The organism is Streptomyces sp. NPDC059247, assembly GCF_042754005.1.
Taxonomy (GTDB): Bacteria; Actinomycetota; Actinomycetes; order Streptomycetales; family Streptomycetaceae; genus Streptomyces.
Map to the genome: position 1 here is coordinate 48415 of NZ_JBHYZW010000010.1, position 26989 is coordinate 75403.

Genomic DNA, 26989 nt, shown 5'->3' on the forward strand with positions numbered 1-26989 from the left:
ACGCACCGGAAATAGGACGCGGCGTACGGGCACGGGGCCGGAGGTCGGGTGGGGCGAGCGCCGGGGCTCAGGCGGCGATCACGCCCGTGCTCAGGCCGACGCCCCCGAGGGCCAGCGCGCCCAGGACCGCGAGCGTGCCCCAGTACAGCAGGCGCACGAACCAGCCCCGGCGGGCCGGACGGGTCAGCACCACCGCCACCGCGAGGACCGCCGTGCCCACCGGCCAGGCCCACCATCCGGCGAACGGGACCAGGAGGGCGCCCGCGGCGCCCGCGAGCGTCAACTGCCAGCCGATCGGGCACCCGCCGACCGTCCGCGCGAGTCCCTCGCCGCCCAGCACGGCGGGCAGGACGACCACCGCCGACACCGCGACCGCCGCCAGCAGGCCCAGCAGCGTCACGAACGGAAGCCCGAAGAGCTGGAGCGGACTGAGCGACGACCCGTCCTCCGCCGGCCGCCCGGCATCGCCGAACACCACCCTCAGGACCATGAACAGCGCCCCCTGGAGCAGCAGCGCCAGCATCGAGACCCTCACCATGCGGGCGTGCGTGCGCCCTTCGACCGGACCGCTCATCGCGATCACCCCCCGCGGATCATCATGCTCCCGCGATGGCGGGCGCCTGCGCCCGGGGTCGCCTGATCACCAGCGCCATCAGCGCCGCCGCCGCGCACAGCGCGCCCGAGGCGTACCAGACCACGTCGTAGCTGCCGAAGACGTCCCGGGCGAGCCCGCCCGCGAACGCGACCACCGCCGCGCCGACCTGGTGGGAGGCGAGCACCCAGCCGAAGACGATCGCCGAGTCCTCGCCGTAGTGCTCCCGGCAGAGCGCGATCGTCGGCGGGACCGTCGCCACCCAGTCCAGACCGTAGAAGACGATGAAGAACACCATCGGCGGCTGGACCGTCGGCGCGAGCAGCATCGGCAGGAACAGCAGCGAGATCCCGCGCAGCGCGTAGTAGACGGCGAGGAGCCTGCGCGCCTCGAAGCGGTCGGTGAACCAGCCCGAGGCGATCGTCCCGGCCACGTCGAACACACCGATCACCGCGAGCAGTCCCGCCGCCGCCGTGACGGGCATCCCGTGGTCATGGGCGGCGGGCACGAAGTGCGTCTTGACCAGGCCGTTCGTGGACGCCCCGCAGATCGCGAAGGTGCCCGCGAGAAGCCAGAAGGGGCCGGTGCGGGCCGCCTTGAGGAGCACGCCGACCGCGCGCCGGGCGGCGCCGGGCACGGGCGCGGGCTTCTCCGCGTACTCCCCGCCGTACGGGGCGAGCCCGACGTCCGCCGGATGGTCGCGCAGCAGCAACCATACGAAGGGGACCACGGCGAGCGCGGCGAGCGCGACCGTCACGGCGGCGGGACGCCAGCCGTGGTGCTCGACCAGCCAGGACAGCAGCGGCAGGAAGACGAGCTGCCCGGAGGCCCCGGCGGCGGTGAGGATGCCGGTCACCAGGCCCCGGCGGGCGGTGAACCAGCGGTTGGTGACGGTCGCCGCGAAGGCCAGCGCCATGGAGCCGCTGCCGAGCCCGACGAGGACGCCCCAGAAGAGGACGAGCTGCCAGGCGGCCGTCATCCACACGGTGAGCAGCGATCCGACGGCGATGACCGTCAGGGCGACGGCGACGACCCGGCGGATGCCGAAGCGGTCCATGAGGGCGGCGGCGAAGGGGGCGGTGAGGCCGTAGAGGGCGAGGTTCACCGAGACGGCGAAGCCGATCGTGCCCCGCGACCAGTCGAACTCGGCGTGCAGGGGCTCGATCAGCAGACCCGGCAGGGAGGCGAAGGCCGCCGCCCCGATGATCGTGACGAAGGTGACCGCCGCGACGAACCAGGCGCGGTGGACACGGGGGGTGCGGGGTGCCCGTCCGTCAGGCGTACGGACGGGCGTCTCGGTTGTCTGGGCCATGCCACGAGCATCCCGGCCCGCCCGACGCCGGACCATTGGCCCGAACGACAGCTTTCGAACGGATCGGGACAGGGGTGGAGACCGGGGGATGGGCGCAGGGCATCGGGCCCAGGGGGCGGGGGCGGGGCCCCGGGCCCCGGACACTCCCCCTCCCCCCTCCCCCCCTCCCCCCTACACCCGTGGCAACGTCCTGATCGGGCGGACCACCAGCAACGCGCACACCACGAGCACCGCGATGCCCGCGCCCGTGAGCAGGACCGCCTCCGTGCCGACCAGCCCCGCCACCGGGCCGGACAGGGTGCGGCCGACGCCCATCATCAGGAGCGAACCGGCCACGTCGTACGCGTGCATCCGGTTCAGCGCCTCCTGCGGTACGTGCGTCTGCACCGCCGTCGACCACATCACCAGCCAGAACGCGAAGGCCGCGCCGCCGATGAACTGGCCCGCGCCGAGCAGGGCGACGGGCGCGCCGAGCCCGAGCAGCACGAGGCCCACGGGGAGCCCGAGGAGGGCGACCGCCCCCGCCGCGAGCGGCTTGCGCGGGCGGACCCGGAGCGCGAGGAGACCGCCGACGGCACTGCCCGCCCCGTTGACGGCCATGAGCACGCCGTACGTGGCCGCGCCGTGGTCCTCGGTGACCAGGCTCGCGGTGAGCGGCACCATGGGCCCCGCGACGGTCAGCCCGTACACCGTCCAGATGGAGATGACCCCCCAGAGCCACTTGCGGGCGGTGAACTCACGCCAGCCGCCGACGAGTTCGACCCCGAGGGAGGCGCGCCGGATCGAGTCGGAGGGCAGCGGGTCCATCCGCAGCAGGACGAGGCAGAAGGCGCTGGCAGCGAACGTGGCGCCGTTGACGGCGAAGGCGGAGCCCGCGCCCCAGAGGGCGACGAGCAGACCGGCGGCGGCCGGTCCCGCCATGGTCATGAGGGCTTCGGCGACGCGCAGCACCGCGTTGGCGCGCTGCACGTCGGGGACTATGCGCGGGATCGTGGAGGCGACGCCCGGCTGGAAGAGGGCGGCGCCGACGCCCATGAGGACGGAGAGGGTGTAGACCGCCCACAGCGGCGGGCTGCCGAGGGTGAAGGAGACGGCGAGGACGGCGGCGCCGGGCAGCCGGAGCAGATCGGCGAGGATCATCATCCGGCGGGCGGTGAACCGGTCGGCGAGGACCCCGCCGAAGAGGACGAAGAGCGCGAAGGCGGCGGTCCAGCCGCCGAGCGCGTAGCCGACGGTGGCGCCGGAGTGCCCGGCGCCGAGGAGCCCGGCGGCGAAGGCGACCGGGACGGTGCCCTCGCCGAAGACGGCGACCGCGCGGGCGATGAAGAAGAGCCGGAAGTTGCGGTTCCACAGGGCGGGCGGCCCGGCCGGTACGGGAATCCGTTCGGCGGCCTCAGACTTGTACGTGTTGTCCGTCACGGACACGAAGAGCTACCAGTGATGGGTCTGGACCACCACTGAATTTCGGAGGGAGCACCGCCCGTGCCGCCGTCACCGCACCGCGTCGCCGTCCTCGCCCTGCCGGGCCTCCTCCCCTTCGAACTGGGCATCCCGCACCGCATCTTCGGGCGCGCCCGGGACGCCTCGGGGGACCCGCTGTACGAGATCGTCACCTGCGCCCCGGCGGCCGGTCCCGTCCCCACGGACGCCGACTTCTCCATATACGTCGAGCACGGTGCGGAGGTCCTCGCCACCGCCGACACCGTCGTCGTCCCCGCCTCCTACGAGCTGGGGCCGGTCTTCGACGAGGGGCGGCTCACGGGGGAGCTGTCCGCCGCCCTGGCCCACATCCGGCCCGGCACCCGGCTCGTCTCCATCTGCACCGGCGGATACGTGCTCGCCGCCGCCGGATACCTCGACGGCCGCCCGGCCACCACGCACTGGGCGACCGCCGCGCACTTCCAGCGGGTGTTCCCCCGGGTCCGGGTCGACGCGGACGTCCTCTTCGTCGACGACGGCGACGTCCTCACCTCGGCGGGCGTGGCCGCCGGGATCGATCTGTGCCTGCACATCGTGCGCCGCGACCACGGGACGGCGGTCGCCAACGACGTGGCCCGCAGAACGGTCGTGCCGCCGCACCGGGACGGCGGGCAGGCCCAGTACATCGAGCGCCCGCTGCCGCAGGCGGGCACCCACACCACGACCGCCGCACGGGCCTGGGCCCTGGCCCGGCTGCACGAGCCGATCCAGCTGCGGGACCTCGCGGAGAAGGAGGCGATGAGCGTACGGACGTTCACCCGCCGGTTCCGCGACGAGGTCGGCATCAGCCCCGGCCAGTGGCTCACCCAGCAGCGCGTGGAACGGGCCCGGCACCTCCTGGAGACCACCGGACTGCCCGTCGACCGAGTGGCCAGGGACGCGGGCTTCGGCACGGCCCAGTCCCTACGGGTCCACCTGATGGGCGCGATCGGAGTGACCCCGACGTCGTACCGGCGCACGTTCCGCGCGGGGGCGGAGACCGCCTGAGGGCCCCGGCCCGCCCTCACGGTCCGCAGAAGCCCCTACGGGCCGGGGCCGACCGGATCGCCACAGCCACGAGAAAGGCGTGCCTGCGGCGGAGCCACGCTCACGAAGCTGGTGGCGGTGTCACGGACACACGTGGTGCGATGTGGTCCACCCGGCGGCCGTCCGCCGGTATCAGGCGGCGGCGGACAGCACCACGTCCACGAGCCTGTCCGCCGCGTCCGGGCGCCCGTGTGTCCGGGCCCGTTCCGCCATCGCCGCCCGCAGGGTGGGGTCGGTCAGGAGCGGGCCGACCGCGCTCCGGAGAGCGGGGCCGGTGACTTCGGCGAGCAGGGCGAGTGCGGCCCCCGCGTCGGCCAGGTGACGGGCGTTGTGGGCCTGCTCGTTCCCGGCCGACGTGGCGAGCGGGACGAACACTGCGGGCTTGCCGAGCGCGGTCAGCTCCGCCAGGGTCCCGGCACCGCTCCGGGACACCACGACGTCGGACAGCGCCAGCACGTCCGGCAGCTCCGACCCGAGGAACCCGGTCAGGTGGTAGCGGCCGGCGAGGGCCGGGTCCAGCCCGGCGGCGGCCGAACGGAGTTCGTCCACGTTCGCCGGACCGCACTGGTGGATCACGTTCGCGTGCGCCAGCAGCCAGGGCAGTACTTCACGGACGACACCGTTGATCTGCTGGGCGCCCTGGGCTCCGCCGGTGACGTAGACCGTCGGCAGACGCCGGTCGAACCCGTGCAGAGCCAGCGCCTCGACCGCCTTGTCCGCGTGGCCGCCCAGGACTTCCGGTCGCACCGGGTTCCCGGTGACGACCGCGCGCTCACGCACCTCGGCGGGCAGCAGCGGCAGCGAGGACTCCGAGGACACCGCGATCCGCGCAGCCGAACTCGCGAGCTTCCGGTTGGCCAGGCCCAGCCGGACGGTCTGCTCGTGCAGGACCAGCGGAACGCGGCACAGCCGCGCGGCCAGCCCGGCCGGGACCGCGACGTACCCGCCCGTCGCCAGGACCACGTCCGGCCGGAAGCCCGACACGATCGACCGGGCCTGAGCCACCCCGAGCGGCACCCGTGCCATGTCCTTCACGTTCGCGGTGGACAGCATCTTGAGCGGATTCGACGAGCGGCGGATCTTCCCGGTGGCCACCGTCCTGAACGCGATGCCCTCCGCCGGGGCGACACGCGCTTCGAGACCCTCCGCCGTCCCGATCCACAGGACGTCCAGCGTGCCGCCCGCATCCGCGAGGCGGCCCTGCAGGGTACGGATCGCCGTCAAGGCCGGGTAGGTGTGGCCGCCGGTGCCCCCGCCCGTCACGAGCAGCCGGAACGAACGCGGGAGCACCGACGAAGTATTCATCCCACGCACCCTAGTGGCCGCCCAGCCGCCCACGCCCAAGGACGCCGGACGGTCCGCCGTCCTACCCGGTCGCCGTCCTACCGGTCCGCCCTCAGGGCCGGAGTCTCCTCCGGCAGGGGGGCGGGTTTCCGGTGGTCCGCGCGGTGTTCGCCCAGTGCTCCGGCGAGGGTGAGCAGCAGGGTCAGGCCGACCCCGCAGAGGATGGCCGTCGAGGGGGCCACCACGTGGAGCAGCCCGCCCGCGAGGGCGCCGCTCACCGCGTAGCCCGCGCCGACGGCCGCGTACATGACGGAGTACCCGGCGGCGAGCGCGGACGGCGGCAGGAGCTGTCGGAGCGTCAGGTTGCGGGCGAGGCTGGCGGGGGCCATCAGGAGTCCGGCGCAGGCCAGGGCGAGCCCGATGGCCGCCGTTCCGGGCAGGACCGCGACCAGGGCGACCCCGGCGGTCACGCCCAGGACGAGGACCAGCGACTGCACCGGCAGCCTGCCGGGCCAGCCGCCCCGGAGGCCGTACACGAAGGCGCCGACGGCCGAGGCGACCGAGAACCCGGCGAGCAGCGGGCCCGTCCAGCCGATCCCGATCCCGCGCTGTTCGAGGAGCGCGGGCAGGGTCAGCTCGGCGAGCGCGAGCAGGGTCATGGCGCCCGCGCCCATGACGTACACGGGCCAGGCGGCGAGCAGCGCCCGCCGTACGGACGCGCCCTTCTCCTGCGGCCCGCTGGACCAGCCGGGCGGCAGCAGCCACAGTCCGGCGGTGGAGAGGGCCATGGACGTCCCGGCGAGCAGCATCGGGAGGGCGGGATCGACGCCGAGCGCCAGCCCGGTGGCGAGGGCGGGGGCGGCGGCCCAGATGCCGAAGGTCAGTACCGATTCCATGCTCATCGCCTGGGTGAAGGACCGCTCCGGGACCAGGCGGGTGAGCAGGGCCCGCATCCCGCCGGGCACGGCGGCGGGACCGGCGCCCGCGAGCAGCGCGAAGGCGGCGAGCACCACGGGGTGGGCGCCGGGCCAGAACCCGATGCCGAGGAACCCTGCGGCGCCCGCCGCGAGCCCGGCGGCGAGCTGCGGCCGGGCCCGTTCGGCCTTCATCCGTATCCCGAGGACGGGCGCGGCGAGGATCTCCCCGAGGACGTACGCGGCGGCGAGCACCGCCCCGAGCGCGTACCCGCCGGGCCGCTCCCGCACCAGGAACACCAGCGCGAGCGGCGCCATGGCGACGGGCAGCCGCCCGGTGACGGTGACGGCGGACCAGACGAGGACGGGACGGGTGGCGAGCGCGCGGTAGGACATGCCCAGGACCGTAGGGGCAGACGCCCCTGTTGCCCAGGGGGCGGCCAGGGGCGACCAGGGGGCGGCCAGGGGGCCGCGCGGAGGCCCCGCGCCCTGACCGGACCGGACCGGCCGACGGCCGAGCGGCCCGTGGCCCGTGGCTCGGCCGTCCGTCGCCTGGCGGCCCGTGGCCCAACCGCTCGTCGCCCGTCGCCCGACGCCCGGCCGCCCGACGCCTGGCGGCCCGTGGTCCGGCCCCCCGACGCCCGGCGGCCCGTGGCCCAACCGCTCGTCGCCCGGCGCCCGGCGGCCCAACGCCCGGCCACCCATGGTCCGGCCACCCAACCGCCCGGCCGCCCAACCTCCCCTGGTCAGAAGGTCAGGACCCCCCGGGCCACCTTCCCCGCCTCCGCGTCCTCCACCGCTCGGGCGAAGTCCTCCACCGGGTACGTGGCGGTGACGAGTTCGTCGAGCAGGAGGGTGCCCGTGCGGTACAGCTCCGCGTACAGGGCGATGTCCCGCTGGGGGCGGGAGGAGCCGTAACGGCAGCCCAGGATCGACTTGTCCAGGAACATCGCGGCGGGCAGGAACGTCGCCTCCGCCTTCGGGCCCGTCATGCCGAGGAGGACCGCCTGCCCGTGCCGGTCGAGCAGGTCCACGGCCGTGCGGACCAGCCCGGTGTGCCCCACGCACTCGAAGACGTGGTCGGCGCCGGTCGGCAGGATCTCCCGCACCCCGTCCGCCGAGGACAGGAAGTGGGTCGCGCCGAACCGCCGTGCCACCTCCTCCTTCGCCGGGTTGGTGTCCACGGCCACGATCGTCAGGGCACCCGCGATCCGGGCCCCCTGGAGGACGTTCAGGCCGATGCCCCCGGTGCCGATGACGACCACGGTCTCGCCCCGGCCGACCCTCGCCCGGTTCAGCACCGCCCCGACCCCGGTCAGCACCCCGCAGCCCATCAGCGCGGCCGAGGTCAGCGGGATGTCCTCCGGGATCCGCACCGCCTGGACCGCCTTGACGACGGTCCGCTCGGCGAACGACGAGTTCGACGCGAACTGGTACAGCGGCGCGCCGTCGCCGGTCCGCGAGAACGGGCGTCCCGGCCGCCCGATGGCCTTCCGGCACATCGTGGGCCGTCCCCGGTCGCAGTCCGCGCAGGCGCCGCAGTTCGCGAGCGTGGACAGGGCCACGTGGTCGCCGGGGACGACGTGGACGACCCCGGGCCCCACCGCCTCGACGACCCCCGCGCCCTCGTGCCCGAGCACCACGGGCACCGGGAACGGGATCGTCCCGTCGACCACCGCGAGGTCGCTGTGGCACAGTCCGGCGGCGGCCACCCGGACCAGCACCTCACCGGGCCCGGGGTCCCGGACCTCCAGATCGTCGACGACCTCGATCCGCTTCCCGTCGAAGACCACACCCCTCATGACGACGCACCCGCCTCACCGGAAGCACCGGATACGCCGGACGCACCCGCCGCACCCGAGCCCCCGCCCGCGTTCGGACGGGCCCCCTCCGCCGCCGCCCTCGCCATCTCCTCAAGGCGGGCCAGCATCGGCATCGGGTCGACGCCCACCGTGCCCGGCAGGAAGTCGGCGATGCGCTCCGGGGTCCAGCCGCCCTCCGCGTACCCGGCGCGCAGTTCGCGCGGCTGGGCCCAGACCGCGATCTTGGGGCCCGCGATCGTGTAGACCTGCCCGGTGATCCGCTCCTCCCTGGCCCGGTCGGAGAGGAGATAGACGACGAGCGCGGCCACGTCCTCCGGCTCCCCGATCTCCTTCAGCTCCATCGGCACATTGGCCGACATCCGGGTCCGCGCGACCGGTGCGACCGCGTTGGCGGTGACCCCGTACTTGTGGAGGCCGAGCGCCGCCGACCGGACGAGCGAGATGATCCCGCCCTTGGCCGCCGAGTAGTTGGCCTGGGCCACGGAGCCCTGGTGGTTGCCGCTGGTGAAGCCGATCAGGGTGCCGCCGCCCTGCTTGCGCATCACCGCCGAGGCCGCCCGGAAGACGGTGAACGTGCCCTTGAGGTGGGTCGCCACGACCGGGTCCCACTCCTCCTCGGACATGTTGAACAGCATCCGCTCGCGCAGGATGCCCGCCACGCACACGACCCCGTCGACCCGCCCGTACTCGGCGAGGGCCACGTCCACGAGCCGCTGCCCGCCCGCCATCGTCGCGATGTCGTCGGCGACCGCGACGGCCGTGCCGCCCGCCGCCTCGATCTCCTTCACCACCCCGAGGGCGACCTCGGACGTCGGCTCCCCGCCCTCGATGGACACCCCGTAGTCGTTGACGACGACCTTCGCGCCCTCCGCCGCGCACGCGAGGGCGACGGCACGGCCGATGCCCCGCCCCGCGCCCGTCACGGCGACGACCTTGCCAGCCAAGAAGTTCCCCATGCCCGGCCCCTTCCCGCAGTTTCTGACGGTCCGTTAGATTCATTCGTCGAACCGGATTCTACGACCCGTCAGATACCGGATAACAAGACCCCGGAGGCCCCCGATGTCGCTGCCCGCCGCATTCCACGAGATCGCCGCGCGCGTCAACAACTGGGGTCGCTGGGGCCGGGACGACGAGATCGGCACCCTCAACCTGATCACCGACGAGGTGGTACGGGAGGCCGCCGCCGGTGTCAGGAGCGGACTGCGGGTCCCGCTCGCCGTCGAACTGAGGCAGGACGGCGTGCAGACCGGGATGATCCCCGGGCGGGTGAACCCGCTCCACTCCATGGTCCAGATCAACCAGGAGCTGTTCGGCCCCGGCACGGTCGCCACCAGCGACGACACCGCGACCCTGGGCCTCCAGGCGGGCACCCACTGGGACGCCCTGACCCACGCCTCGCACTCGGGCCGCCTCTACAACGGACGCCCCGCCGACTCGGTCACCCCGCACGGCCGGTCCGCGTACAGCGGCATCCACACCGCCCGGCACCTGGTCTCGCGCGGGGTCCTGCTGGACGTGGCCGCCGCCAAGGGCGTGGACCGGCTGCCCGGCGACCACGCCGTCACCCCGGAGGACCTGGACGAGGCGGCCGACTTCGGCGGGGTGACCGTACGCGCCGGTGACGTGGTGCTCGTACGGACGGGTCAGATGCGGCTGTACCTGGCCGGGGACCGGCACGGGTACGCCTTCCCGTCCCCCGGGCTCTCGATCCGCACCCCGGAGTGGTTCCACGCGCGGGACGTGGCCGCCGTCGCCGACGACACCCTCACCTTCGAGATCTTCCCGCCGGAGATCGAGGACCTGTGGATGCCGGTGCACGCCCTCGACCTGGTCGAGATGGGGATGCTCCAGGGGCAGAACTGGAACCTGGAGGAACTGTCCACAGCCTGTGCACAGGAGCGGCGCCACTCCTTCCTGCTCTCCGCGACGCCGGAGCCCTTCACCGGCGGGACCGGCGCTCCGGTGGCACCGGTGGCGGTCCTGTGACCCGCCACGCCTCTGTGACTCTCCGGGCCTCTGTGACCCGCCACGGCTCTGCGACCCTCCGGGCCTCTGTGACCCGCCACGGCTCTGTGACCTCCAGGGCCCTGCGGCCCCTCAGGACCCCGTGGCCCCCCGGGGCCCCCTGACCCCCCACGATCCTGCGACCCCTCACGGTCCTCGCGGGTGGCGGCGCGCTCGCGCGCGCCCCGAGCACGGCACGGACGCCGCCACCCGGTCGCGACCCGCACCTGTCGAGGGCCCGCCCGGACACACGCCGGACCGCACGGCCCTCGGCTCCCCTCGCCACGAATCGCTCACCCCAGAGTGGGCAAAACGCCATGAAACGTCAACAGCGCACTCGTCCGGGGGACATCGCGCCGGGCCCGCACCCGGGGCCCACCGGAGCCCGGTCCACCTCGCACCAGATGTTCTTGCCGCGCCCCTCGGGCTCCCAGCCCCACCGGTCGGCGAGACCGTCCACCAGCTCCAGGCCGCGCCCGTTGGTGTCCTCGCCCTGCGCGTGCCGGGGCCGTGGCGGACGGTCGCTGCGGTCGGCGACCTCGACCCGCACCCCGCCCTCGGCCCCGAACAGCATCCGGAGCACGGCCGGGCAGCCGGTGTGCACCACGGCGTTGGTGACGAGTTCGGAGATGAGCAGGACCAGCGTCTCGGCCAGCGGCTCGTCGTCCCCTATGCCCGAGCCCGCGAGCCGCGAGCGGGCCCACCTCCTGGCCCGCCCCACCTCGGCCGGGTCGGCCCCGACCTCCAACTGAACCTGAAGCACCTGCACCGCTCACACCATCCGAACCGGCGGACACACCTTCACGGAACGTGATTCCCTTGTGGGACAGCATGGTTGACGTACAGTCACCGCAACAAGCGCTTCGGGCATATTCCAGCGCGAAGGAGTACGTGTGCTCCATACTGTGCGACGCACGTCGCGGGGAGTCGAACGCCGGGCGCGAGAAGCGGGCGTTCCCCGTCGCGGGGCCGCCCCGGGGGCGGCGCCGGGACGATCCGGGCCGACGTGCACTCGCATCCCACGGAGGGTACCGGAGGCGGGGGCCGACTCCGGGCCGTGACGGCCCCGCCCGAGGACACGACACGGTATCGACGTTCGGTGATCCGGCGGAAGCGGAGCGCGACTCCCCCGGTCACCCTGCGGCACCGGCCACCGGCCACCGCCCCGGACGGGCGCCGCCCCGTCCGTCCCGGCCGTTCCGTCCGGTCACAGCGCGGCGGCGAGCACCTCCTCCGCCCGTGCGGCGGGCAGCCGCAGCCCGGCCCGCACCCAGGCCCGTTTCAGATGCAGATGGACGTCCGCCTCCCAGGTGAAGCCCATGCCGCCGAAGACCTGGAGGCAGTCCCGGGCGTTGGCGGCGGCGGCCGTGTCGGCGAGCAGTTTCGCCCCGGCGATCTCGACCGGGTCGGCGGTGAGCGAGGCGGCGCGGACGGCGGCGCGGGCGAGTTCGGCGCGGACCAGCATCCCGGCGCACAGGTGCTTGACGGCCTGGAACCCGCCGATCACCTGTCCGAACTGTTCCCGTCGCTTGGCGTGGGCCACGGCCATGTCGGTGGTGGCCGCCGCGCCGCCGACCTGTTCGGCGGCGGTGAGCAGGATCTCGACCGGCCCGCCCGCGTCCTGCGCGCCGGGCACCCGGTGCAGCGGGGTCAGCGGGTCGAGGGAGCGGATCGGGACGGCGCCCGAGGCGTCGCCGACGACCACGTCGGCCTCGTCCAGCCAGGCGACCAGGCCCTCTCCGACGGAGGTGACGACGACGGAGCCGTCCGCCGCTCCCGGCACGGTCCCGGCCGCCGCGTGGGTGGCGGCCAGCGGGCCGGGCAGCAGGGCCCGGCCCGCCTCCTCGAAGACGAGGACCGCCTCGGGGAGGCCCAGGCCCACGCCGCCGTCCGCCTCGGGGAGCCGGAGCGCGAAGAACCCGGCCGCGCCGAGCTCCCGCCAGAGCGCGCGGTCCAGGGTGCCGCCGGAGTCGGCGGCGGCCCGCAGTCCGGTCCGCCCGAAGCGGCCTTCGAGGAGGTCCCGCACGCCCCGGCGCAGGGCCCGCTGGTCGTCGGTGAGTCGGAAGTCCACGGCGGGTCACCGGCCCTTCGGGAGGCCGAGGACGCGCTCGGCGACGATGTCGCGCTGGATCTGGGAGGTGCCCGCGGCGATCGTGTACGAGAGCGAGGACAGCCGGTCCAGGGTCCAGTCGCGGCCGAGGTCGAGCGCGTCGGGGCCGAGGACGTCGGCGGCGGTGTCGTACAGCTCCTGGCGGGCGTGCGAGTAGTGCAGTTTGAAGACGGAGCCGCCCGCGCCCGGCACCCCGCCGGTCGCGTGGGCCTCGCTGACGTTGGCCTGGGTGAGCCGCCAGAGGGCCAGGAACTCGGCGGAGAGCCTGCCGAGGCGGCGGCGCAGGACGGGATCGTCCCAGGTGCCGTTCTTCCTGGCGGTACGGGCGAGTTCGCCGAGGAGGCGGCGGCAGGCGACGACCTCGCCGACGAAGGCGGTGCCGCGTTCGAAGGAGAGGGTGACCATGGTGACGCGCCAGCCGTCGTTCTCCTCGCCGACGCGGTTCTCGACGGGGACGCGCACCTCGTCGAGGAAGACCTCGGCGAACTCGGTGGAGCCCGCGAGGGTGCGCAGGGGGCGCACGGTGACGCCGGGGGCGTCCATGGGCATCGCGAGCCAGCTGATGCCCCGGTGCTTGGAGCGGGCCGCCGGGTCGGTGCGGACGAGGAGTTCGCACCAGTCGGCGACCTCGGCGTGGGAGGTCCAGATCTTCTGGCCGGTGACGACGTAGTCGTCGCCGTCGCGGACGGCCCGGGTGCGCAGGGCGGCGAGGTCGGAGCCCGCGCCGGGTTCGCTGAAGCCCTGGCACCAGACCTCGTCGCCGCGCAGGATCGGGGGGAGCCAGCGGGCGCGCTGCGCGGGGGTGCCCTCGGCGGCGACGGTGGGGCCCGCGTGGAGGAGTCCGACGAAGTTGGCGCCGACGTAGGGGGCTCCGGCGCGTTCGGTCTCCTCCAGGAAGATCAGGCGCTGGGTCGGGGAGGCGTCCCAGTGGACGTCGGCCCAGCCCGCGTCGTACAGCCCGCGCTGCCAGCCGCAGTCGTAGGCGCGGCGGGCGGGCCAGTCCAGCGGGTCGGGGCGCGGGGGGAGGGCGGGCAGGGCGGTGGCGAGCCATTCCCTGAGGCGGGCCCGGAACTCCTCCTCCTCGTCGGTGCTGCCGAGGTCCATCAGACGATGCCGAGGTCGAGCATACGGATGGCGTTGCCGCGCATGAGTTTGTAGACGGTCTCGTCGTCGAGGCCCCGGACGTGGTCGAGGGCGACCTCCTTGGTGTGCGGGAAGGTCGAGTCGACGTGCGGGTAGTCGGTCTCGAAGGTGGCGTTGTCGCGGCCGACGACGTCGAGCGAGGCGATGCCGTGCTTGTCGCGGAAGAAGCAGCAGAAGATCTGCCGGTAGTAGTACGTGGAGGGGGGTTCGGGGACCAGGTCGCGGACCCCGCCCCAGGCGCGGTGCTCCGCCCACACGTCGTCGGCGCGTTCGAGGGCGTACGGGATCCAGCCCATCTGGCCCTCGCTGTAGGCGAGCTTGAGCCGGGGAAACTTGACCAGGACGCCGCTGAAGAGGAAGTCCATCATCGAGGCCATGGCGTTGTTGAAGCTGAGGGAGGCCTGGACGGCGGGCGGGGCGTCGGGGGAGGCGGCGGGCATCTGGCTGCTGGAGCCGATGTGCATGTTGACGACGGTGCCGGTCTCCTGGCAGACGGCGAAGAAGGGGTCCCAGTAGCCGGAGTGGATCGACGGCAGTCCGAGGTGGGTGGGGATCTCGGAGAAGGTGACGGCCTTGACGCCCCGGGCGGCGTTGCGCCGGATCTCGGCGACGGCGAGGCCGATGTCCCAGAGGGGGATGATGCAGAGCGGGACGAGGCGTCCGCCGCTGTCGCCGCACCACTCCTCGACCATCCAGTCGTTGTAGGCGCGGACGCAGGCGAGGGCGACCTCCTTGTCGTGGGCCTCGGCGAAGGTCTGTCCGCAGAAGCGCGGGAAGGTGGGGAAGCAGAGGGAGGCCTCGACGTGGTTGAGGTCCATGTCCTTCAGCCGGGCGGCCGGGTCCCAGCAGCCCCGGCGCATCTCCTCGCGGGTGATGCCCTCCAGGGTCATGTCGTCGCGGTCGAAGCCGACGGCGGCGATGTTCCGCTTGTAAGGGAACTTGAGGTCCTCGTAGATCCACCAGTCGGTGGGCGGTCCTGCGGGGTCCATGGTGATCCGGTACTTCCCGCCGACGTACGCCAGCTCGCCGATCCCGGCGGTGAACGGGCGGGGGCCCCGGTCGCGGTACTTCTTCGGCAGCCAGGTGTCGAAGAGGTGGGCGGGCTCGATCACATGGTCGTCGACGCTGATGATGCGGGGCAGTTCCGTCATGGCCCGTCCTCTTCCCGAAGGCTTTTCTGATGACCCGTCAGATATCGGCTGGACATCAGGCTAGCCCCGCACCCCTGGACCGACAAGGACCGGACCTCTACGCTCTCCGCACGATCTGACACTCCGTCAGCCACGAGGGGGTACGGGCATGAACGCCACCGCACACGCCCTGAGCGGGTGCCGCACGCTCTGGGAACTCGTCGAGCGCCGCGCCGCCCTCACCCCCGGCCGGCCCGTCCTCCTCCAGGGCGACCGGACCCTCACCTTCGCCGGGCTGCGCGACCGGGCCGAGCGGTGCGCCGCCGGTCTGTACGGCATGGGGGTGCGGCCCGGCACGGTCGTCGCCTGGCAGCTGCCCACCCGGATCGAGACCGCCGTGCTGTCCTTCGCGCTCGCCCGCGTCGGAGCCGTACAGAGCCCGGTCATCCCCTTCTACCGGGACAAGGAGACCGGCTTCGCGCTGCGCGCCTCGGGGGCCGAGTTCTTCGCCGTGCCCGGCGTCTGGCGCGGCTTCGACCACACGGAGATGGCCCGGCGGCTCGGCGCGCGCGGGATCTTCGAGGCGTACGGCCCCGGCACCCTGCCCGACGGCGACCCGGCGGTGCTGCCCCCGCCGCCCGACTCCGGCACCGACGTCCGCTGGATCTACTGGACCTCCGGCACGACCTCGGACCCCAAGGGCGTGCTGCACACCGACCGCTCCCTGCTCGCGGGCGGCTCCTGCCTCGCCCACGCGCTGCGGCTCACCGACGCCGACGTCGGCTCGATGGCGTTCCCGTACGCGCACATCGCCGGGCCCGACTACACGGTGATGCTGCTGCTCTACGGCTTCCCCGCCGTCATGTTCGAGCAGTTCGCGCTGCCCGGGGCCCTCGACGAGTACCGGCGGCACGGCGTCACCGTGGCGGGCGGCTCCACCGCCTTCTACGCGATGTTCCTCGCCGAGCAGCGCAAGCGGCCCGACGAGCCGGTCATTCCCACCCTCCGGCTCCTCGCGGGCGGCGGCGCCCCGAAGCCCCCGGAGATCTACCACGCCGTCCGCGCGGAACTGGGCTGCCAGCTCACCCACGGCTACGGCATGACGGAGGTCCCCATGATCACCATGGGCGACCCGGACGACACCACCGAGAACCTCGCCACCACCGAGGGCCGCCCGCCCGCCGGGATGGAGATCCGGATCAGCGGCTCGGGCGAGGTCCTGCTGCGCGGCGAGGCCGTCTGCGCGGGCTATCTCGACCCGGCGCAGACGGCCGCCGCCTTCGACGCGGACGGCTTCCTCGTCACCGGGGACCTCGGGCACCTCACCCCGAGCGGCCACCTCGTCCTCACCGGGCGCCTCAAGGACATCATCATCCGCAAGGGCGAGAACATCTCCGCCAAGGAGATCGAGGACCTCCTCCACGAGCACCCCGGCGTCGGCGACGCCGCCGTCATAGGGCTGCCCGACCCCGAGCGCGGGGAACGCGTCTGCGCCGTCGTCGAACAGCCTCCCGGCGCCGCCCCGCTGGACCTCCCGGCGGTGACCGCCTTCCTGCGCGGGACGGGTCTCGCCCCGCACAAGCTGCCCGAACAACTGGAGGTGGTGGACGCGCTCCCCCGCAACGAGACCCTGCGGAAGGTCCTCAAGTACCGGCTCAGGGAGCGGTTCGGCGCGCCACGCTGACGCCCCGGGCCAGGGGCCCGCGCGAGAGGGGCACCCGGCCCGCGCCCGCGCGGGTGCCGGGGCCCGTCGCCGCCAGCGCCTCGGCCACGCTCCCGTGGACCTCGAAGAGGCGGCGGACGCCCAGGGTGGCCAGCACCTTGCCGACGTGGCCCTCCCGGTCCTCCGGCAGGATCAGCCGGAGCCGCCCGCCGCAGGACCGCAGCAGTCTGCGGGCCGCGATCAGCACGCCGACCCCGCTGGAGTCGCAGAACCGCACCCCGGACAGATCGACCACCAGATCGTGCCGGCCGCCCGCGACGGCGTCGTGGACCCGGCGGCGTATCCGGGGGGAAGTGATCAGGTCCAGCTCCCCGCGCACCCGGAACACCGTCCAGGCGCCGTACTCGTCCTCGTCGACCTCGATCGTCGTCACGCCCCCCGCCTGCCCCGACGAGAACGGACGAAACCCCCGGACCGGCCGTACCGCCTCCCTTACCACCCGCGCCCGCGTCAAGGGCGCACTTGCGGCAAACAGGCGTGCGCCGTCCGCACGGCCGTTACTTTGGGAAGGAGACCGGGGAGCCGCACGGAGGCCGGGAGGGGCTGGAGGACCGGATGGCGATGGACACACCACCGCGCTGGGACCGCAGGATGCAGCAGCGCCTGGCGCGCGGCGAGGCCGCCGCGCTCGGCGAACTGTACGACCGGTTCGCCTCCCTGGTGCACAGCCTCGCCCACCGCGTCCTCGGCGACGACGACGCGGCCGACCAGGTCACCCGCGAGGTCTTCGGCTACATCTGGGAGAACGCCGACGCCTACGACCCCAAGCGGGGCAACATGCGCTCCTGGGTCGCCGGGCTGACCCAGCGGCAGGCCGTCCAGCGGCTCCGGCAGACCGAGGCGACGGCGTACGCGGAGACCGGCCGGGGCTCCGCCGAGGAGCTGGAGCAGAAGGTCCGCCGGGCCTCCGTCGCCGCCCGCGCGGACTACATCGTCACCTCCATGCCGACCCCGCTGAGAGCCGCCCTCGAACTGGCGTACTTCCAGCGCCGCGACTACCGTCAGACCGCCGCCGACCTCAGCATCACCGAGGAGGAGGCCCGGCGGCGGCTCAGACTCGGTCTCCAACTGCTCTCCTCGGCCAACATCCGGCCCTTCGAGGGCGGGGCGCCGCCCGGCTTCGGGCGGACACGGTGACCGGGGCGAACGGCGGCGCGGAGGACGTCGCACGCGCCCCCTGGACACCGGGTCCGCACCGGGCCCCGGACCACCGCGCGGACCTCGTGTCCGGCTCGGCGGCGGACCCGTCCGTGGACCCGCCGGCCCCCGTCCGGGCCCCGGCGCACGGCGACGACACGGAGGGGAAGTCCGGGGTGGCACCCGACCAGACACCCGGCACGGAGGCGGAACCGGAGCCCGAGGTGCCGGTCCTGACCCATGGAGTGCTCAAGTCCCTGCTGGGGGCCTGGGCGCTTTCGGCGTGTTCGGCGGGCGAGACCCGAGCCGTCGAGGACCATCTGACCTCGTGCGCGCCCTGCGCCGACGAGGCCCTCCGGCTGCGGGACGCCGTGGCCCTGCTGCACAAGGACCGCGATCTGGACCTCGACCCGCTGCTGCGGTCCCGGGTCCTGGAGAACTGCCTGGGCCGCCGCCCGGCCCGCATCCCCGTACCGGACTGGGTCACCCCGTACGACGCGGAGACCGCGCGGCTCGACGCCCTCCTGCGGGACATCGACGAGTCGGAGTGGCACGCGCCGGTACGCCTCAAGTGGTACGAGGAGGACCGGCCGGTGCGCCGCAAGGCGACCGTCGCCGGGGTCATCGGGCACCTCCTCGCCGTCGACGGTCTGGTGACGACCGCGCTCGGACTCGACGACCCGCTCGGCGCGGGCGTCCCAGAACTGTCGCCGACCGAGCGCACCGAGGCGTTCTGGTCGGGGCTCGACCACCCGGCGGGCCGGACCCTGCGGGGGCCCTGGCGGGACCAGACCCACACCCTGATCCGCACGGTCTCCTTCGCGGGCCGGGACACGGCGGACCTGACGGTCACCTACAAGGACTTCTCGCTGCCGCTGCGGGACTCGCTCCTGGAGCGGGCCTTCGAGTGCTGGGTGCACGCGGACGACATCGCGAACGCGGTGGCGTACCCGTACGCCCCGCCGGGCAGCGCGCACCTGCACGGGATGATCGACCTGGCGGCACGGCTGCTCCCGGCGGCGCTCGCGGGGCGGCGGCGCACGGGCCGGGCGGCCCCGGCGCGCCAGTTGGTCGCGGCGGGCGCGCCGGGCCGTTCGCTCCATCTGGAGGTGGAGGGCGCGGGCGGCGGCCACTGGTACATCGCCCTGGACTCGCCCGCCGCGATCGGCTCCCCGGACCTGTCGGTGGCCCAGGTGGCGATGGACGGGGCGGAGTTCTGCCAGCTCGTCGCGGGCCACATCTCCCCCGAGGAGGCGGCGGTGGGCCAGGACGGCGACCGGGAGGCCATCCGGGACGTCCTGTCGGCGGCGGCGTCCCTGAGCAGGCTGTAGGCGGGGCCTTCCCGCGCGGACGGTGGCCTTCGCTGGGCGGGGGCCTCCTCCGAGGGGCCCCGGGTGGGGGCCTTCCCCGGGCGGACGGTGGGCGGAGGTCTCCCTCGGGCGGACGGTGGGCGGGACCTCCTCCGAGGGGGCCTCGGGCAGGGGCCTCCGGGGCCCTCCGGGGGCTCAAGTGGCCCACGGTCAGGGCCCGTCAATGGACCAAGGGGCGCGGGCCACTTCGACCTATCGTCGTGTCCATGGCGAACACTTCCCTCCCCGTGGAACACGTCGGCGACGGCCTCCGGACCGCCCGCGCGCCCCGCGCGCCCCGCGCGCTGCTCCTCGCCCAGGGGAGCAACTCCATCGGCGACGGCGCCTTCTACGTCACCTCCGCGCTGTACTTCACCGAGATCGTCGGGCTCTCCGCCGCGCGGGTCGGCGCAGGTCTCGCGGTCGCCTGGGCCGTCGGCTCGATCGCCGGGGTGCCGTTGGGGGCCCTCGCCGACCGGCGCGGTCCGCGCGGCACCTCCGCGCTCCTCGCGCTCGTGACCGCCCTCGCCGTCGCCTCCTTCCCCCTCGTCGGCTCGTTCCCCGCCTTCCTCGCCGCCGCCACGCTGTACGCCTCCGCGCAGACCGGCCTCGCCGCCGCCCGGCAGGCCCTGCTCGCCGGGCTCGTCGCCCCCGCCGCCCGCACCGCCGTCCTCGCCCGGCTCCAGGCCGTCCTGAACGCCGGGCTCGCCGTCGGCGCGGCGCTCGGCGGGATCGCCCTGCACGCGGGGACGCGCGGCGCCTACCTCACCGTGCTCGCGCTCGACGCCCTCGGGTTCCTGCTCTGCGCGCTGCTCCTCGCCCGGCTCCCGGCCCCCGCGCCCGCCGCCACCGGGCCCGTACCGGAGTCGCGGCGGTCCGGGTGGGGGGCGGACGTGCTGCGCGACCGGCCCTATGTGCTGCTCACCCTGCTGAACGCGGTGATGCTGCTGCGGATGCCGGTCCTGAGTCTCGCCCTGCCGCTGTGGATCACCCAGCGGACGGCCGCGCCCGGCTGGACGGTCTCCGCCCTGTTCGTCCTCAACACCGTGGCCGTGACGCTCTTCCAGGTCCGCGCCGCCCGTTCCGTCACCGGTACGGACACGGCCGTCCGCGCGGTCCGGGGAGCGGGCGCGGTCATGGGCGCGGCCTGCGCCGTCTTCGCCGTGACCGCCCTCCCCGGACTGGGCGCGGGCCCGGCCGTCCTGGTCCTCGTCCTCGGCTCGGTGCTGCTGGTGGCCGCCGAGACGCGGCACTCGGCCGGGTCCTGGCAGCTCGGCCTCGGGCTCGCGCCCGCCGACCGGGTCGGCGCGTACCAGGGCTTCTACGGCGCGGGCGTCCCGGTGGCCCGTACGCTCGGCCCGCTCGTCGTCACCACCCTGCTGGTCGGCGGCGGTCCGGCGGGCTGGCTGCTGCTGGGCGGCGTCTTCGCGGCGGCGGCGACGGCGACCGGCCCGGCCGCCCGCCGGGCGGCCCGCCCGGCTCTCCGTCCGGCCCCGGTCCCCGCGCGGTGAGGCCCCGGGCCCGTACCCCTACGCGAAGACGACCGTCCGGCGCCCGTTGAGGAGGATGCGGTGCTCCGCGTGCCACTTGACCGCGCGGGCCAGTGCCTGGCACTCCACGTCGCGGCCGACGGCGACGAGCTGGTCCGGGGTCACCTCGTGGCCGACCCGCTCGACCTCCTGCTCGATGATCGGGCCCTCGTCGAGGTCGGCCGTCACGTAGTGGGCGGTCGCGCCGATCAGCTTGACCCCGCGCGCGTGCGCCTGGTGGTACGGCTTGGCGCCCTTGAAGCTGGGGAGGAAGGAGTGGTGGATGTTGATGATCCGGCCGGAGAGCTGCTTGCACAGGTCGTCGGAGAGGACCTGCATGTAGCGGGCGAGGACGACCAGTTCGACGTCCTCCTCCCGGACCAGGTCCAGCAGTTCGGCCTCCGCCTCCGCCTTGGTGTCCTTGGTGACGGGGATGTGCCGGAACGGCACCCCGTAGGAGCCGACGAGCTCCTCGAAGTCGGTGTGGTTGGAGACGACGGCGACGATGTCCACCGGGAGCGCGCCGATCCGGGAGCGGAACAGCAGGTCGTTCAGGCAGTGGCCGAACTTCGACACCATGAGGACGACCCTCATGCGGTCGTCCGCGCGGCTGATCCGCCAGTCCATGGCGAACGAGTCGCCGACGGCGGTGAAGCTGGCGCGCAGCTTGTCCACGTTCACCGGCGCTTCGGCGGAGAAGTGCACCCGCATGAAGAAGAGCCCGGTGTCACGGTCCCCGAACTGCTGGCTGTCCTCGATGTTGCAGCCGGTGATGAACAGGTAGCTCGACACGGCGTGCACGATGCCCTGCTTGTCCGGGCACGAGAGCGTGAGGACGTACTGGTCGGTCATTCCGTCAGCCTGCCACACCGGGGGGTCCCGGGCCGTGCACCGTCCGTCAGACGGACCGCGTCATGACCCGGAGCGTGTCGAGCGAGCACGGGGGCGTGTCGGGGTCGTCGCCGTCCGCCCGCGCGAGGCGGACATGGGCCTCGCGGGCGGCCCGGACGGCCTCGGGCCAGCCGGGGTCGGCGAGGTAGGCGGAGACGGGGGCGTCGGGGCCCACCTGGTGCGTGATGCGCACCACCCGGTGGACGGCGGCGTCGACGAGCGCCGCCTCCGCGCCGTCGCGGAAGATCGAGCCGACGTACTTCTCGGCGGACCAGTTGTCGAGCCAGGTGTCCTCGACCAGGCGGTAGACGGCGTCGGTGACGTCGCCGTACCCCTCCTGTCCGGCCAGCCAGGTCGTCTCGTGGAACACGGGGTCGGAGAGCATGTGCAGCGCCGAGCGCACGTTGCTGCGCCAGCGCCACCACGGCATGTCGTTGAGCGGCATGACCCCCATGGTGGAGGAGCGACGGCCGCGACGGGAAGGGTTCTCCGTACCGGAGACGGGAGGAGAGGCCGGACCGGGGGCGGGCGGGGAGGCTGGACTGGACACCTTCCGATCGTACGGTCCCCCGTCCGGTCACCGGACGCACCCCCTCGGCGCCCCCGCAATTCACCCTCGCGTCACCCACCGTTGAACCCCGCTCACTCCCGCGTTACCCCGGGGGCGGAAACGTACGGGTCCATGACCCGCTGGCGACTGACCTCACTCCTCGCGTACGTCACGGCCACGGCGGCCGGAGCCTCGTTGCTCACCGGGTGCGGCGTGCTCCCCGGGGCCATGGGCGGCTCCAGGGAGCCCGTCACGGTGATGACGTGGGCCCCCGACCGGACCAGGGCGACCAACATGCCGGGGATGCCCGCGATGGCGCAGGCGTACGCCCGCTGGGTCAACTCCCGGGGCGGCATCGACGGGCACGAACTGCGCGTCCTCACCTGCAACGAGCACAACACCCCCTCCGGCGCCGCCGCCTGCGCCCGCCGCGCGGTCCGCGAGGGGGCCGTCGCCGTCGTCGGCTCGTACAGCCAGCACGGCCGTGCCTTCATGGCCCCGCTCGAAGCGGCCGAGATCCCGTACATCGGCGGCTACGGGCTGACCGAGGACGAGTTCAGCAGCTCGCTGTCCTATCCCGTGAACGGCGGACAGGCCTCCCTCATCGCGGGGCACGGCCTGCAGCTCGCCGAGTCCTGCCGGACGGTCTCCCTGGTCCGCCCCGACACCCTCGCGGGGGACCGGCTGCCCGCACTGCTCGACTCCGGGCTCCGCAAGGCCAGCCACCGGGGCGCCGTGGACATCCCGGCGGTGGAGGACGCCGCCGAGTACACCGCGCAGGCGGCCCGCGCCCGGGAGCGGGCCGGGGACGAGAAGGGCTGCGTCGCCGCCGTCCTCGGCGAGCGCACCCAGACCTTCTTCGACTCCTTCCGCCGCCTCCCCGAGCGGGAGACCGGGCGGGACGGCGCCGACGGGGAGCGGAGCACCGTACGGATCTCCTCGGTCCTCGGCAGCGTCGGCCAGCCCGTGATCGACCGTACGGGCGGCGCGCACAGCCCCTTCGAGGGCGCGTTCGTCACGGGCTGGTACCCGGAGGCCGACGACCGGAGCTGGGCGCCGATGCGCGAGGTCATCCGGGAACACGCCTTCGCCGACAACCGGGTCGATCCCACCGACGCGGGCGTGCAGACCACCTGGATCGCCTACACGGTCCTCAAGGCGGTCGTCGAGTCCCTCGGCACCGACCGCGTCACGGCCGCGAGGATCACCCAGGCCCTCGACCGGGGCGAGCGGATCGACACCGGCGGCCTCACCCCGGACCTGCGCTGGAAGTACGAGGATCTGCTCGGCGCGGCGGGCTTCCCTCGGATCGTCAACCACGAGGTGACGTTCCAGGTCGTCCGCGAGGGACGGCTGGTGGCACAGCGCCCCGGCTTCGTGGACGTCGGGCAGACCGTCCTCAGCGCGCCTTGAGCGGGTGAGGGGTCCCGGCGGCAGCTGCGGGGCTCCGGCGGCGGAGGGGCCCGGTGGGTGAGGGGCCCCGGCGGGTGAGGGGTCCCGGCGGCGGGTCGTCCCCGCCGCCGGGAGCGGTCCTCACAGCTGGGTGAACGTCCGCTTCTCCAGGCCGTACTTGGCGGCGGTCGGGTTCCAGAGACCGGCCGCCTCCTTCTTGGCGGTGGTGGCCTCGCCGCTCTTCGCGTTCGCCGCCGCCGTGCGGTTCGTGGAGCGGGCCTTGCCGCCCTTGCACGCCTTCTTCGACTTCATCTGGTCGGCCCAGGCCGCGTAGTGGTCGTCCGCCTCCGCGGACGCCCGCCACGCCTCGGTGAGGGCCTCGGTCAGCGCGGGGCTGTCCGGGATCTTGTCGACGTCGAGGGACTGGAGCCGGGTGACCAGGCCCCGGCGCTGCTCGGCGGCGCCCCGCAGGTCGTTCGCCGCCTTGTCCAGGTCCTCGCACCGCTTGATCAGCTCGACCGAACTGATCACCGTGTCACGGCTGTTGCTGCTGTCCGCGAGGAGCTTGCTCAGCTCCCGCGCCTGCGGCTCCGCCGGGTCGGCGGGCTTCTCGGCGGGCTTCTCCCCTCCGGAGGGCGCGGCGGAGCTGGCGGCCACGTTCTGGCCGGGCTCGTCGGACGGCTTCTCGCCGCCGCTGAGCAGCGCGCCCGCGCCGAGCCCGACGACGGCGCAGCCCGCCACGACGGCCGCGATCAGCGCGACCGGCGACTTGCGGCGCGGCGGCTCGGGCTCGCCGCCGCCGTCGTCGTAGTACGCGTCCTGGTAGGCGTACTGCTGGGGCGGCGGCGGAGGCGCCTGATGCTGCTGCTGGTACGGGGCGGGGGGCTGCTGGTACGGGGGTGGAGTGTGCGGCTGCTGATACGGGGGTGGGGTGTGCGGCTGCTGGTACGCCTGCGCCCGGGGCGGCTGCGGGGTCCTCGGCGCCTCCGTGCGGAAGAGGTTGTCGAACTCGGCGGGCGGCTGCCGCTCTCCGGGCTCCCGCGCCGGTACGGGAGCGATGTACTGGGTGGCGTCCGACGCCCCGGCGGGCGCGGCGCCCTGCCCCGGGACCGGTCCGCCGCCCGGGAAGCCCGTGGCGCCCGCGCCCTGCGGCGGCACCGGCGGTATGTGCTGGGTGGCCTGCATGTCCCCGGCGGGCGGCGGATAGCCGTACCCGGGCCCCGGTCCCGGCGGGTACGCGGGGGGCGTCGATCCCGGCACGGGGGCGATGTGCTGGGTGGCCTGCATGTCCCCGGCGAAGGGCGGCGGATAGCCGTACCCGGGCTGCGACGGGACCGGCGGCAGGTACTGGGTCGACTGCGCGTCGGCGCCGCCGGGGGTCGCCTCGGGAGGCAGCGGCTGCGCGGGCGGCAGCGGCTGTCCGCCCTGCTGCCCGGCGGCGGGGCCCCAGGCTCCGCCGTCCCACGACGGTGCTCCCCCGTGGGCGTCGTACGCCGGGGGCACCGCCGGGTACTGCGGCTCCGGACCCTGTCCGTTCTGCGTCACCGGGACTCCTACTGATGGACCAACGGAATCGTCGGCTCACGCTACCGGGTGGGCGCGGGGCTCCGCACACACGTGTGAGCCCGGTTACACCCCCTTCCCGCACCGTTCCCGAACGACCCCGCCCGGAAGGCGTCTTCCCGTGCGCGGGCCGGTCCGGACGGTGCCACCGGACCCCGCCGGGGCCCACCGGCCGGGTGGAACCGTCCGGCCGGTGCCGGACACCCCCCGGAAGCAGCCGCCGCGACCACCACCCGCCGGGCCCCCTCGGGTCCCGCCGACACCCTCCGGGTCCGTCCGACACCCGCCGGGCCCGTCCGGCACCGGCCGGACACCGCGGGGACCGGCCGACGCCCGCCCGGAGCCACCACGGGCCCGACCGGAACCCACCAGCACCGCCGACACCCACCGGCACCCACCGGCACCCGCCGACTCCCATCGGCAGCGCCGACAAGGACCCGCCCCCGTCCGTCCGGGTCCCGCCGGGGCGCCCGGCCCCCGGCGGGCTACGCCGCGTACATCTCCATCCGCGCGCCGAACTCCCTCACCACCGGCTCCCCCGCGTACGGCGACAGGCGTTCGCGCAGGTCGTCCAGGTACTCCGCGCCCCGCGACGACCGCAGGGTGCCCAGGAGTTCCAGGGCCTCCGTGCCGATCCGGCACGCCTGCTCCACCTCCCGCTGCTGCACCCGCGCCGAGGCCAGCAGGGCCAGGCCGATCGCCCGGCGCCTGGCCCGGGTCTGCGGATGACCGGCGATCGACTCCTCGGCGGCCCGCGCCGCCGCCTCCGCCTGCCCCAGGTCCCGGTGGCAGTGGGCCAGTTCGTCCGCGAGGTACGCCCCGTCGAAGTGCGCGATCCACGACGGGTCGTCGCCCGCGGCGGGTTCGGCCCGCTCCAGCGCCTCCAGCGCCCGCCCGGCCGCCGTCTCGAAGGCGCGGACGTCACCGAGCAGCGCGTGCCCGCGCGCCTCCGCCGCGAAGAACATCGCCTCCGCGCGCGGCGGCACCTTGCCCCGCGCGCCCTCCTGCGCCGCCCGCGCGAGCTGCGCGATCTCCCGGGGGTTGCCCAGCTGGGCCGCGAGGTGGCTCATCGAGGCGGCCAGCACGTATCCGCCGTAGCCCCGGTCACCGGCCGCCTGCGCCATCCGCAGCGCCTGGATGTAGTACCGCTGCGCCAGGCCCGGTTCACCGGTGTCGACCGCCATGTACCCGGCCAGTTCGGTGAGCCGGGCGACCGCCGCGAACAACTGCCTGCCGACCGCCTCCCGGTAGGAGCCGGACAGCATCCCCGACACCACGCTGTTGAGGTAGTGCACCACCACCGGACGCACGTGCCCGCTGCCGAACCGCCGGTCGAGGTCGACGAGCGCGTCCGTCATCTCCCGTACGGCCGCGACGTCCGCGACCCCGACGCGGGCGCCCGCCGTCCTGGCCACGTACGGGTCCGGGCCCGTGATCAGCCAGTCCCGGCTGGGCTCCACGAGCGCCGACGCGGCCACCACCGAACCGGAGAGGAAGTCGCGCCGCCCCACGTCGCTGCGCCACAGCTCGCAGACCTGCTCGATCGCCCCGGGCACGGTCGGCGCGAACTGGAGCCCCACGCCCGCCGCGAGGTTGCGGCCGTTGGCCATGCCGACCTCGTCGATCGTGACCGTGCGGCCGAGTTTGCGGCCCAGCGCCTCGGCGATGACGCCGGGCGCCCGGCCGCGTGGTTGTTGACCGCGGAGCCAGCGGGCCACCGAGGTCTTGTCGTACCGCAGGTCGAGGCCGCGTTCCGCGCCGACCATGTTCACTCTGCGGGCGAGGCCCGCGTTGGAGCACGCGGCCTCCTGGATGAGCGACTGGAGCCGTTCGTTGAGCTGACGCGGAACGAGTGGCCTGGCTGCCATGAGTACCCCCTGAGCCGTGCGGAGATCACCGGAGGAGTGATCAATGCCCGGTGGATATCCGGTCAATGCCGATGTGAACACGCGAAACCGGACACGCCGGTCGCGCACGCTCCGGCGCCCCCCTCCCCTCCGTACCCACCCCCGCTCCCGGCCCCTCCGCGCGCCCCCGC

The 26989-nt window shown here is 74.4% G+C and carries 23 protein-coding genes; 7 read left to right on the top strand and 16 right to left on the bottom strand.

Features of this window, described 5'->3' with window-relative positions:
* Positions 1-67 precede the first annotated feature (67 nt).
* The 3 genes from ACFXGN_RS19440 to ACFXGN_RS19450 form a co-directional block, all read right to left on the bottom strand.
* Positions 68-574: a hypothetical protein gene (locus ACFXGN_RS19440; protein ID WP_384860505.1), complete on the bottom strand. Its 507-nt coding sequence runs from the start codon at positions 572-574 to the stop codon at positions 68-70.
* A 22-nt stretch (positions 575-596) separates the two neighbouring features.
* A complete protein-coding gene (locus ACFXGN_RS19445; RefSeq protein WP_384860508.1) occupies positions 597-1904 on the bottom strand; it encodes an MFS transporter in 1308 nt (435 codons plus the stop codon).
* Positions 1905-2075: 171 nt separating this feature from the next.
* Complete coding sequence (locus tag ACFXGN_RS19450) at positions 2076-3329, bottom strand: MFS transporter (protein ID WP_384860509.1); 1254 nt, start codon at positions 3327-3329, stop codon at positions 2076-2078.
* Between the two features lie 57 nt (positions 3330-3386).
* Here ACFXGN_RS19450 and ACFXGN_RS19455 point away from each other — a divergent pair, with 57 nt between their 5' ends.
* Positions 3387-4370, top strand: coding sequence for a GlxA family transcriptional regulator (locus ACFXGN_RS19455; RefSeq protein WP_384860512.1), 984 nt, complete (start codon positions 3387-3389; stop codon positions 4368-4370).
* Positions 4371-4541: 171 nt separating this feature from the next.
* On the opposite strand, the gene ACFXGN_RS19460 is transcribed toward ACFXGN_RS19455, so the two are convergent.
* From ACFXGN_RS19460 to ACFXGN_RS19475, 4 genes are all read right to left on the bottom strand, one after another.
* Positions 4542-5714, bottom strand: coding sequence for a glycosyltransferase (locus tag ACFXGN_RS19460; RefSeq protein ID WP_384860514.1), 1173 nt, complete (start codon positions 5712-5714; stop codon positions 4542-4544).
* A 77-nt stretch (positions 5715-5791) separates the two neighbouring features.
* Positions 5792-7003, bottom strand: a complete 1212-nt coding sequence (locus ACFXGN_RS19465) for an MFS transporter (protein WP_384860516.1) — start codon at positions 7001-7003, stop codon at positions 5792-5794.
* 350 nt (positions 7004-7353) lie between these two features.
* Positions 7354-8409 (bottom strand): Zn-dependent alcohol dehydrogenase, encoded by a 1056-nt coding sequence (locus tag ACFXGN_RS19470; protein ID WP_384860518.1) that lies wholly within the window; start codon positions 8407-8409, stop codon positions 7354-7356.
* Complete coding sequence (locus ACFXGN_RS19475) at positions 8406-9386, bottom strand: SDR family oxidoreductase (protein WP_384860521.1); 981 nt, start codon at positions 9384-9386, stop codon at positions 8406-8408. The genes ACFXGN_RS19470 and ACFXGN_RS19475 overlap by 4 nt, the downstream gene beginning before the upstream one ends.
* A 103-nt stretch (positions 9387-9489) precedes the next feature.
* Between ACFXGN_RS19475 and ACFXGN_RS19480 the strand changes: the two genes are divergently transcribed.
* Positions 9490-10416 (top strand): cyclase family protein, encoded by a 927-nt coding sequence (locus ACFXGN_RS19480; RefSeq protein WP_384860523.1) that lies wholly within the window; start codon positions 9490-9492, stop codon positions 10414-10416.
* A 343-nt stretch (positions 10417-10759) separates the two neighbouring features.
* Here ACFXGN_RS19480 and ACFXGN_RS19485 read toward each other — a convergent pair whose 3' ends face one another.
* The 4 genes from ACFXGN_RS19485 to ACFXGN_RS19500 form a co-directional block, all read right to left on the bottom strand.
* Positions 10760-11203 (bottom strand): ATP-binding protein, encoded by a 444-nt coding sequence (locus ACFXGN_RS19485; protein WP_384860526.1) that lies wholly within the window; start codon positions 11201-11203, stop codon positions 10760-10762.
* Between the two features lie 438 nt (positions 11204-11641).
* Complete coding sequence (locus ACFXGN_RS19490) at positions 11642-12505, bottom strand: acyl-CoA dehydrogenase family protein (RefSeq protein ID WP_384860529.1); 864 nt, start codon at positions 12503-12505, stop codon at positions 11642-11644.
* A gap of 6 nt (positions 12506-12511) precedes the next feature.
* Complete coding sequence (locus ACFXGN_RS19495) at positions 12512-13648, bottom strand: acyl-CoA dehydrogenase (protein ID WP_384860531.1); 1137 nt, start codon at positions 13646-13648, stop codon at positions 12512-12514.
* Positions 13648-14838 carry an amidohydrolase family protein gene (locus ACFXGN_RS19500; protein ID WP_384860534.1) on the bottom strand — a complete coding sequence of 397 codons (1191 nt, stop codon included), beginning with the start codon at positions 14836-14838 and terminating at the stop codon, positions 13648-13650. Before ACFXGN_RS19500 ends, ACFXGN_RS19495 begins: the two co-directional genes overlap by 1 nt.
* A 148-nt stretch (positions 14839-14986) precedes the next feature.
* Here ACFXGN_RS19500 and ACFXGN_RS19505 point away from each other — a divergent pair, with 148 nt between their 5' ends.
* Complete coding sequence (locus tag ACFXGN_RS19505; protein WP_384860536.1) at positions 14987-16501, top strand: class I adenylate-forming enzyme family protein; 1515 nt, start codon at positions 14987-14989, stop codon at positions 16499-16501.
* Here the strand turns inward: ACFXGN_RS19505 and ACFXGN_RS19510 are convergent.
* Positions 16473-16913, bottom strand: coding sequence for an STAS domain-containing protein (locus tag ACFXGN_RS19510; RefSeq protein ID WP_384860539.1), 441 nt, complete (start codon positions 16911-16913; stop codon positions 16473-16475). The genes ACFXGN_RS19505 and ACFXGN_RS19510 overlap by 29 nt on opposite strands.
* A gap of 182 nt (positions 16914-17095) precedes the next feature.
* Between ACFXGN_RS19510 and ACFXGN_RS19515 the strand changes: the two genes are divergently transcribed.
* The 3 genes from ACFXGN_RS19515 (at position 17096) to ACFXGN_RS19525 (ending at position 20537) form a co-directional block, all read left to right on the top strand.
* Positions 17096-17677, top strand: coding sequence for a sigma-70 family RNA polymerase sigma factor (locus tag ACFXGN_RS19515; RefSeq protein WP_384860541.1), 582 nt, complete (start codon positions 17096-17098; stop codon positions 17675-17677).
* Positions 17674-19008 (top strand): maleylpyruvate isomerase N-terminal domain-containing protein, encoded by a 1335-nt coding sequence (locus tag ACFXGN_RS19520; RefSeq protein ID WP_384860544.1) that lies wholly within the window; start codon positions 17674-17676, stop codon positions 19006-19008. Before ACFXGN_RS19515 ends, ACFXGN_RS19520 begins: the two co-directional genes overlap by 4 nt.
* A 245-nt stretch (positions 19009-19253) precedes the next feature.
* A complete protein-coding gene (locus tag ACFXGN_RS19525; RefSeq protein ID WP_384860547.1) occupies positions 19254-20537 on the top strand; it encodes an MFS transporter in 1284 nt (427 codons plus the stop codon).
* A gap of 18 nt (positions 20538-20555) precedes the next feature.
* Here the strand turns inward: ACFXGN_RS19525 and purU are convergent, their stop codons facing one another.
* A complete protein-coding gene (gene purU / locus ACFXGN_RS19530) occupies positions 20556-21407 on the bottom strand; it encodes a formyltetrahydrofolate deformylase (RefSeq protein WP_384860549.1) in 852 nt (283 codons plus the stop codon).
* Between the two features lie 46 nt (positions 21408-21453).
* A complete protein-coding gene (locus tag ACFXGN_RS19535) occupies positions 21454-21900 on the bottom strand; it encodes a hypothetical protein (RefSeq protein WP_384860942.1) in 447 nt (148 codons plus the stop codon).
* 228 nt (positions 21901-22128) lie between these two features.
* Between ACFXGN_RS19535 and ACFXGN_RS19540 the strand changes: the two genes are divergently transcribed.
* Positions 22129-23409 (top strand): ABC transporter substrate-binding protein, encoded by a 1281-nt coding sequence (locus ACFXGN_RS19540; RefSeq protein WP_384860552.1) that lies wholly within the window; start codon positions 22129-22131, stop codon positions 23407-23409.
* A 120-nt stretch (positions 23410-23529) separates the two neighbouring features.
* On the opposite strand, the gene ACFXGN_RS19545 is transcribed toward ACFXGN_RS19540, so the two are convergent.
* Both ACFXGN_RS19545 and ACFXGN_RS19550 read right to left on the bottom strand, forming a co-directional pair.
* On the bottom strand, positions 23530-24933 hold the full coding sequence (locus ACFXGN_RS19545; protein ID WP_384860554.1) for a hypothetical protein: 1404 nt from the start codon (positions 24931-24933) through the stop codon (positions 23530-23532).
* Between the two features lie 503 nt (positions 24934-25436).
* The gene (locus ACFXGN_RS19550; RefSeq protein WP_384860556.1) at positions 25437-26819 is read right to left on the bottom strand and encodes a transcriptional regulator; all 1383 of its coding nucleotides are present in this window, start codon (positions 26817-26819) and stop codon (positions 25437-25439) included.
* Positions 26820-26989: the final 170 nt, after the last annotated feature.

What these genes read in the sequence shown, in the direction of transcription:
- ACFXGN_RS19440 (WP_384860505.1), bottom strand. Translation starts at nt 574, where the DNA reads ATGAGCGGTCCGGTCGAAGGGCGCACGCACGCCCGCATGGTGAGGGTC.
- ACFXGN_RS19445 (WP_384860508.1), bottom strand. Translation starts at nt 1,904, where the DNA reads ATGGCCCAGACAACCGAGACGCCCGTCCGTACGCCTGACGGACGGGCA.
- ACFXGN_RS19460 (WP_384860514.1), bottom strand. Translation starts at nt 5,714, where the DNA reads ATGAATACTTCGTCGGTGCTCCCGCGTTCGTTCCGGCTGCTCGTGACG.
- ACFXGN_RS19465 (WP_384860516.1), bottom strand. Translation starts at nt 7,003, where the DNA reads ATGTCCTACCGCGCGCTCGCCACCCGTCCCGTCCTCGTCTGGTCCGCC.
- ACFXGN_RS19470 (WP_384860518.1), bottom strand. Translation starts at nt 8,409, where the DNA reads ATGAGGGGTGTGGTCTTCGACGGGAAGCGGATCGAGGTCGTCGACGAT.
- ACFXGN_RS19475 (WP_384860521.1), bottom strand. Translation starts at nt 9,386, where the DNA reads ATGGGGAACTTCTTGGCTGGCAAGGTCGTCGCCGTGACGGGCGCGGGG.
- ACFXGN_RS19480 (WP_384860523.1), top strand. Translation starts at nt 9,490, where the DNA reads ATGTCGCTGCCCGCCGCATTCCACGAGATCGCCGCGCGCGTCAACAAC.
- ACFXGN_RS19495 (WP_384860531.1), bottom strand. Translation starts at nt 13,648, where the DNA reads ATGGACCTCGGCAGCACCGACGAGGAGGAGGAGTTCCGGGCCCGCCTC.
- ACFXGN_RS19500 (WP_384860534.1), bottom strand. Translation starts at nt 14,838, where the DNA reads ATGACGGAACTGCCCCGCATCATCAGCGTCGACGACCATGTGATCGAG.
- ACFXGN_RS19505 (WP_384860536.1), top strand. Translation starts at nt 14,987, where the DNA reads ATGAACGCCACCGCACACGCCCTGAGCGGGTGCCGCACGCTCTGGGAA.
- ACFXGN_RS19515 (WP_384860541.1), top strand. Translation starts at nt 17,096, where the DNA reads ATGGCGATGGACACACCACCGCGCTGGGACCGCAGGATGCAGCAGCGC.
- ACFXGN_RS19525 (WP_384860547.1), top strand. Translation starts at nt 19,254, where the DNA reads ATGGCGAACACTTCCCTCCCCGTGGAACACGTCGGCGACGGCCTCCGG.
- purU (WP_384860549.1), bottom strand. Translation starts at nt 21,407, where the DNA reads ATGACCGACCAGTACGTCCTCACGCTCTCGTGCCCGGACAAGCAGGGC.
- ACFXGN_RS19535 (WP_384860942.1), bottom strand. Translation starts at nt 21,900, where the DNA reads ATGGGGGTCATGCCGCTCAACGACATGCCGTGGTGGCGCTGGCGCAGC.
- ACFXGN_RS19540 (WP_384860552.1), top strand. Translation starts at nt 22,129, where the DNA reads ATGACCCGCTGGCGACTGACCTCACTCCTCGCGTACGTCACGGCCACG.
- ACFXGN_RS19550 (WP_384860556.1), bottom strand. Translation starts at nt 26,819, where the DNA reads ATGGCAGCCAGGCCACTCGTTCCGCGTCAGCTCAACGAACGGCTCCAG.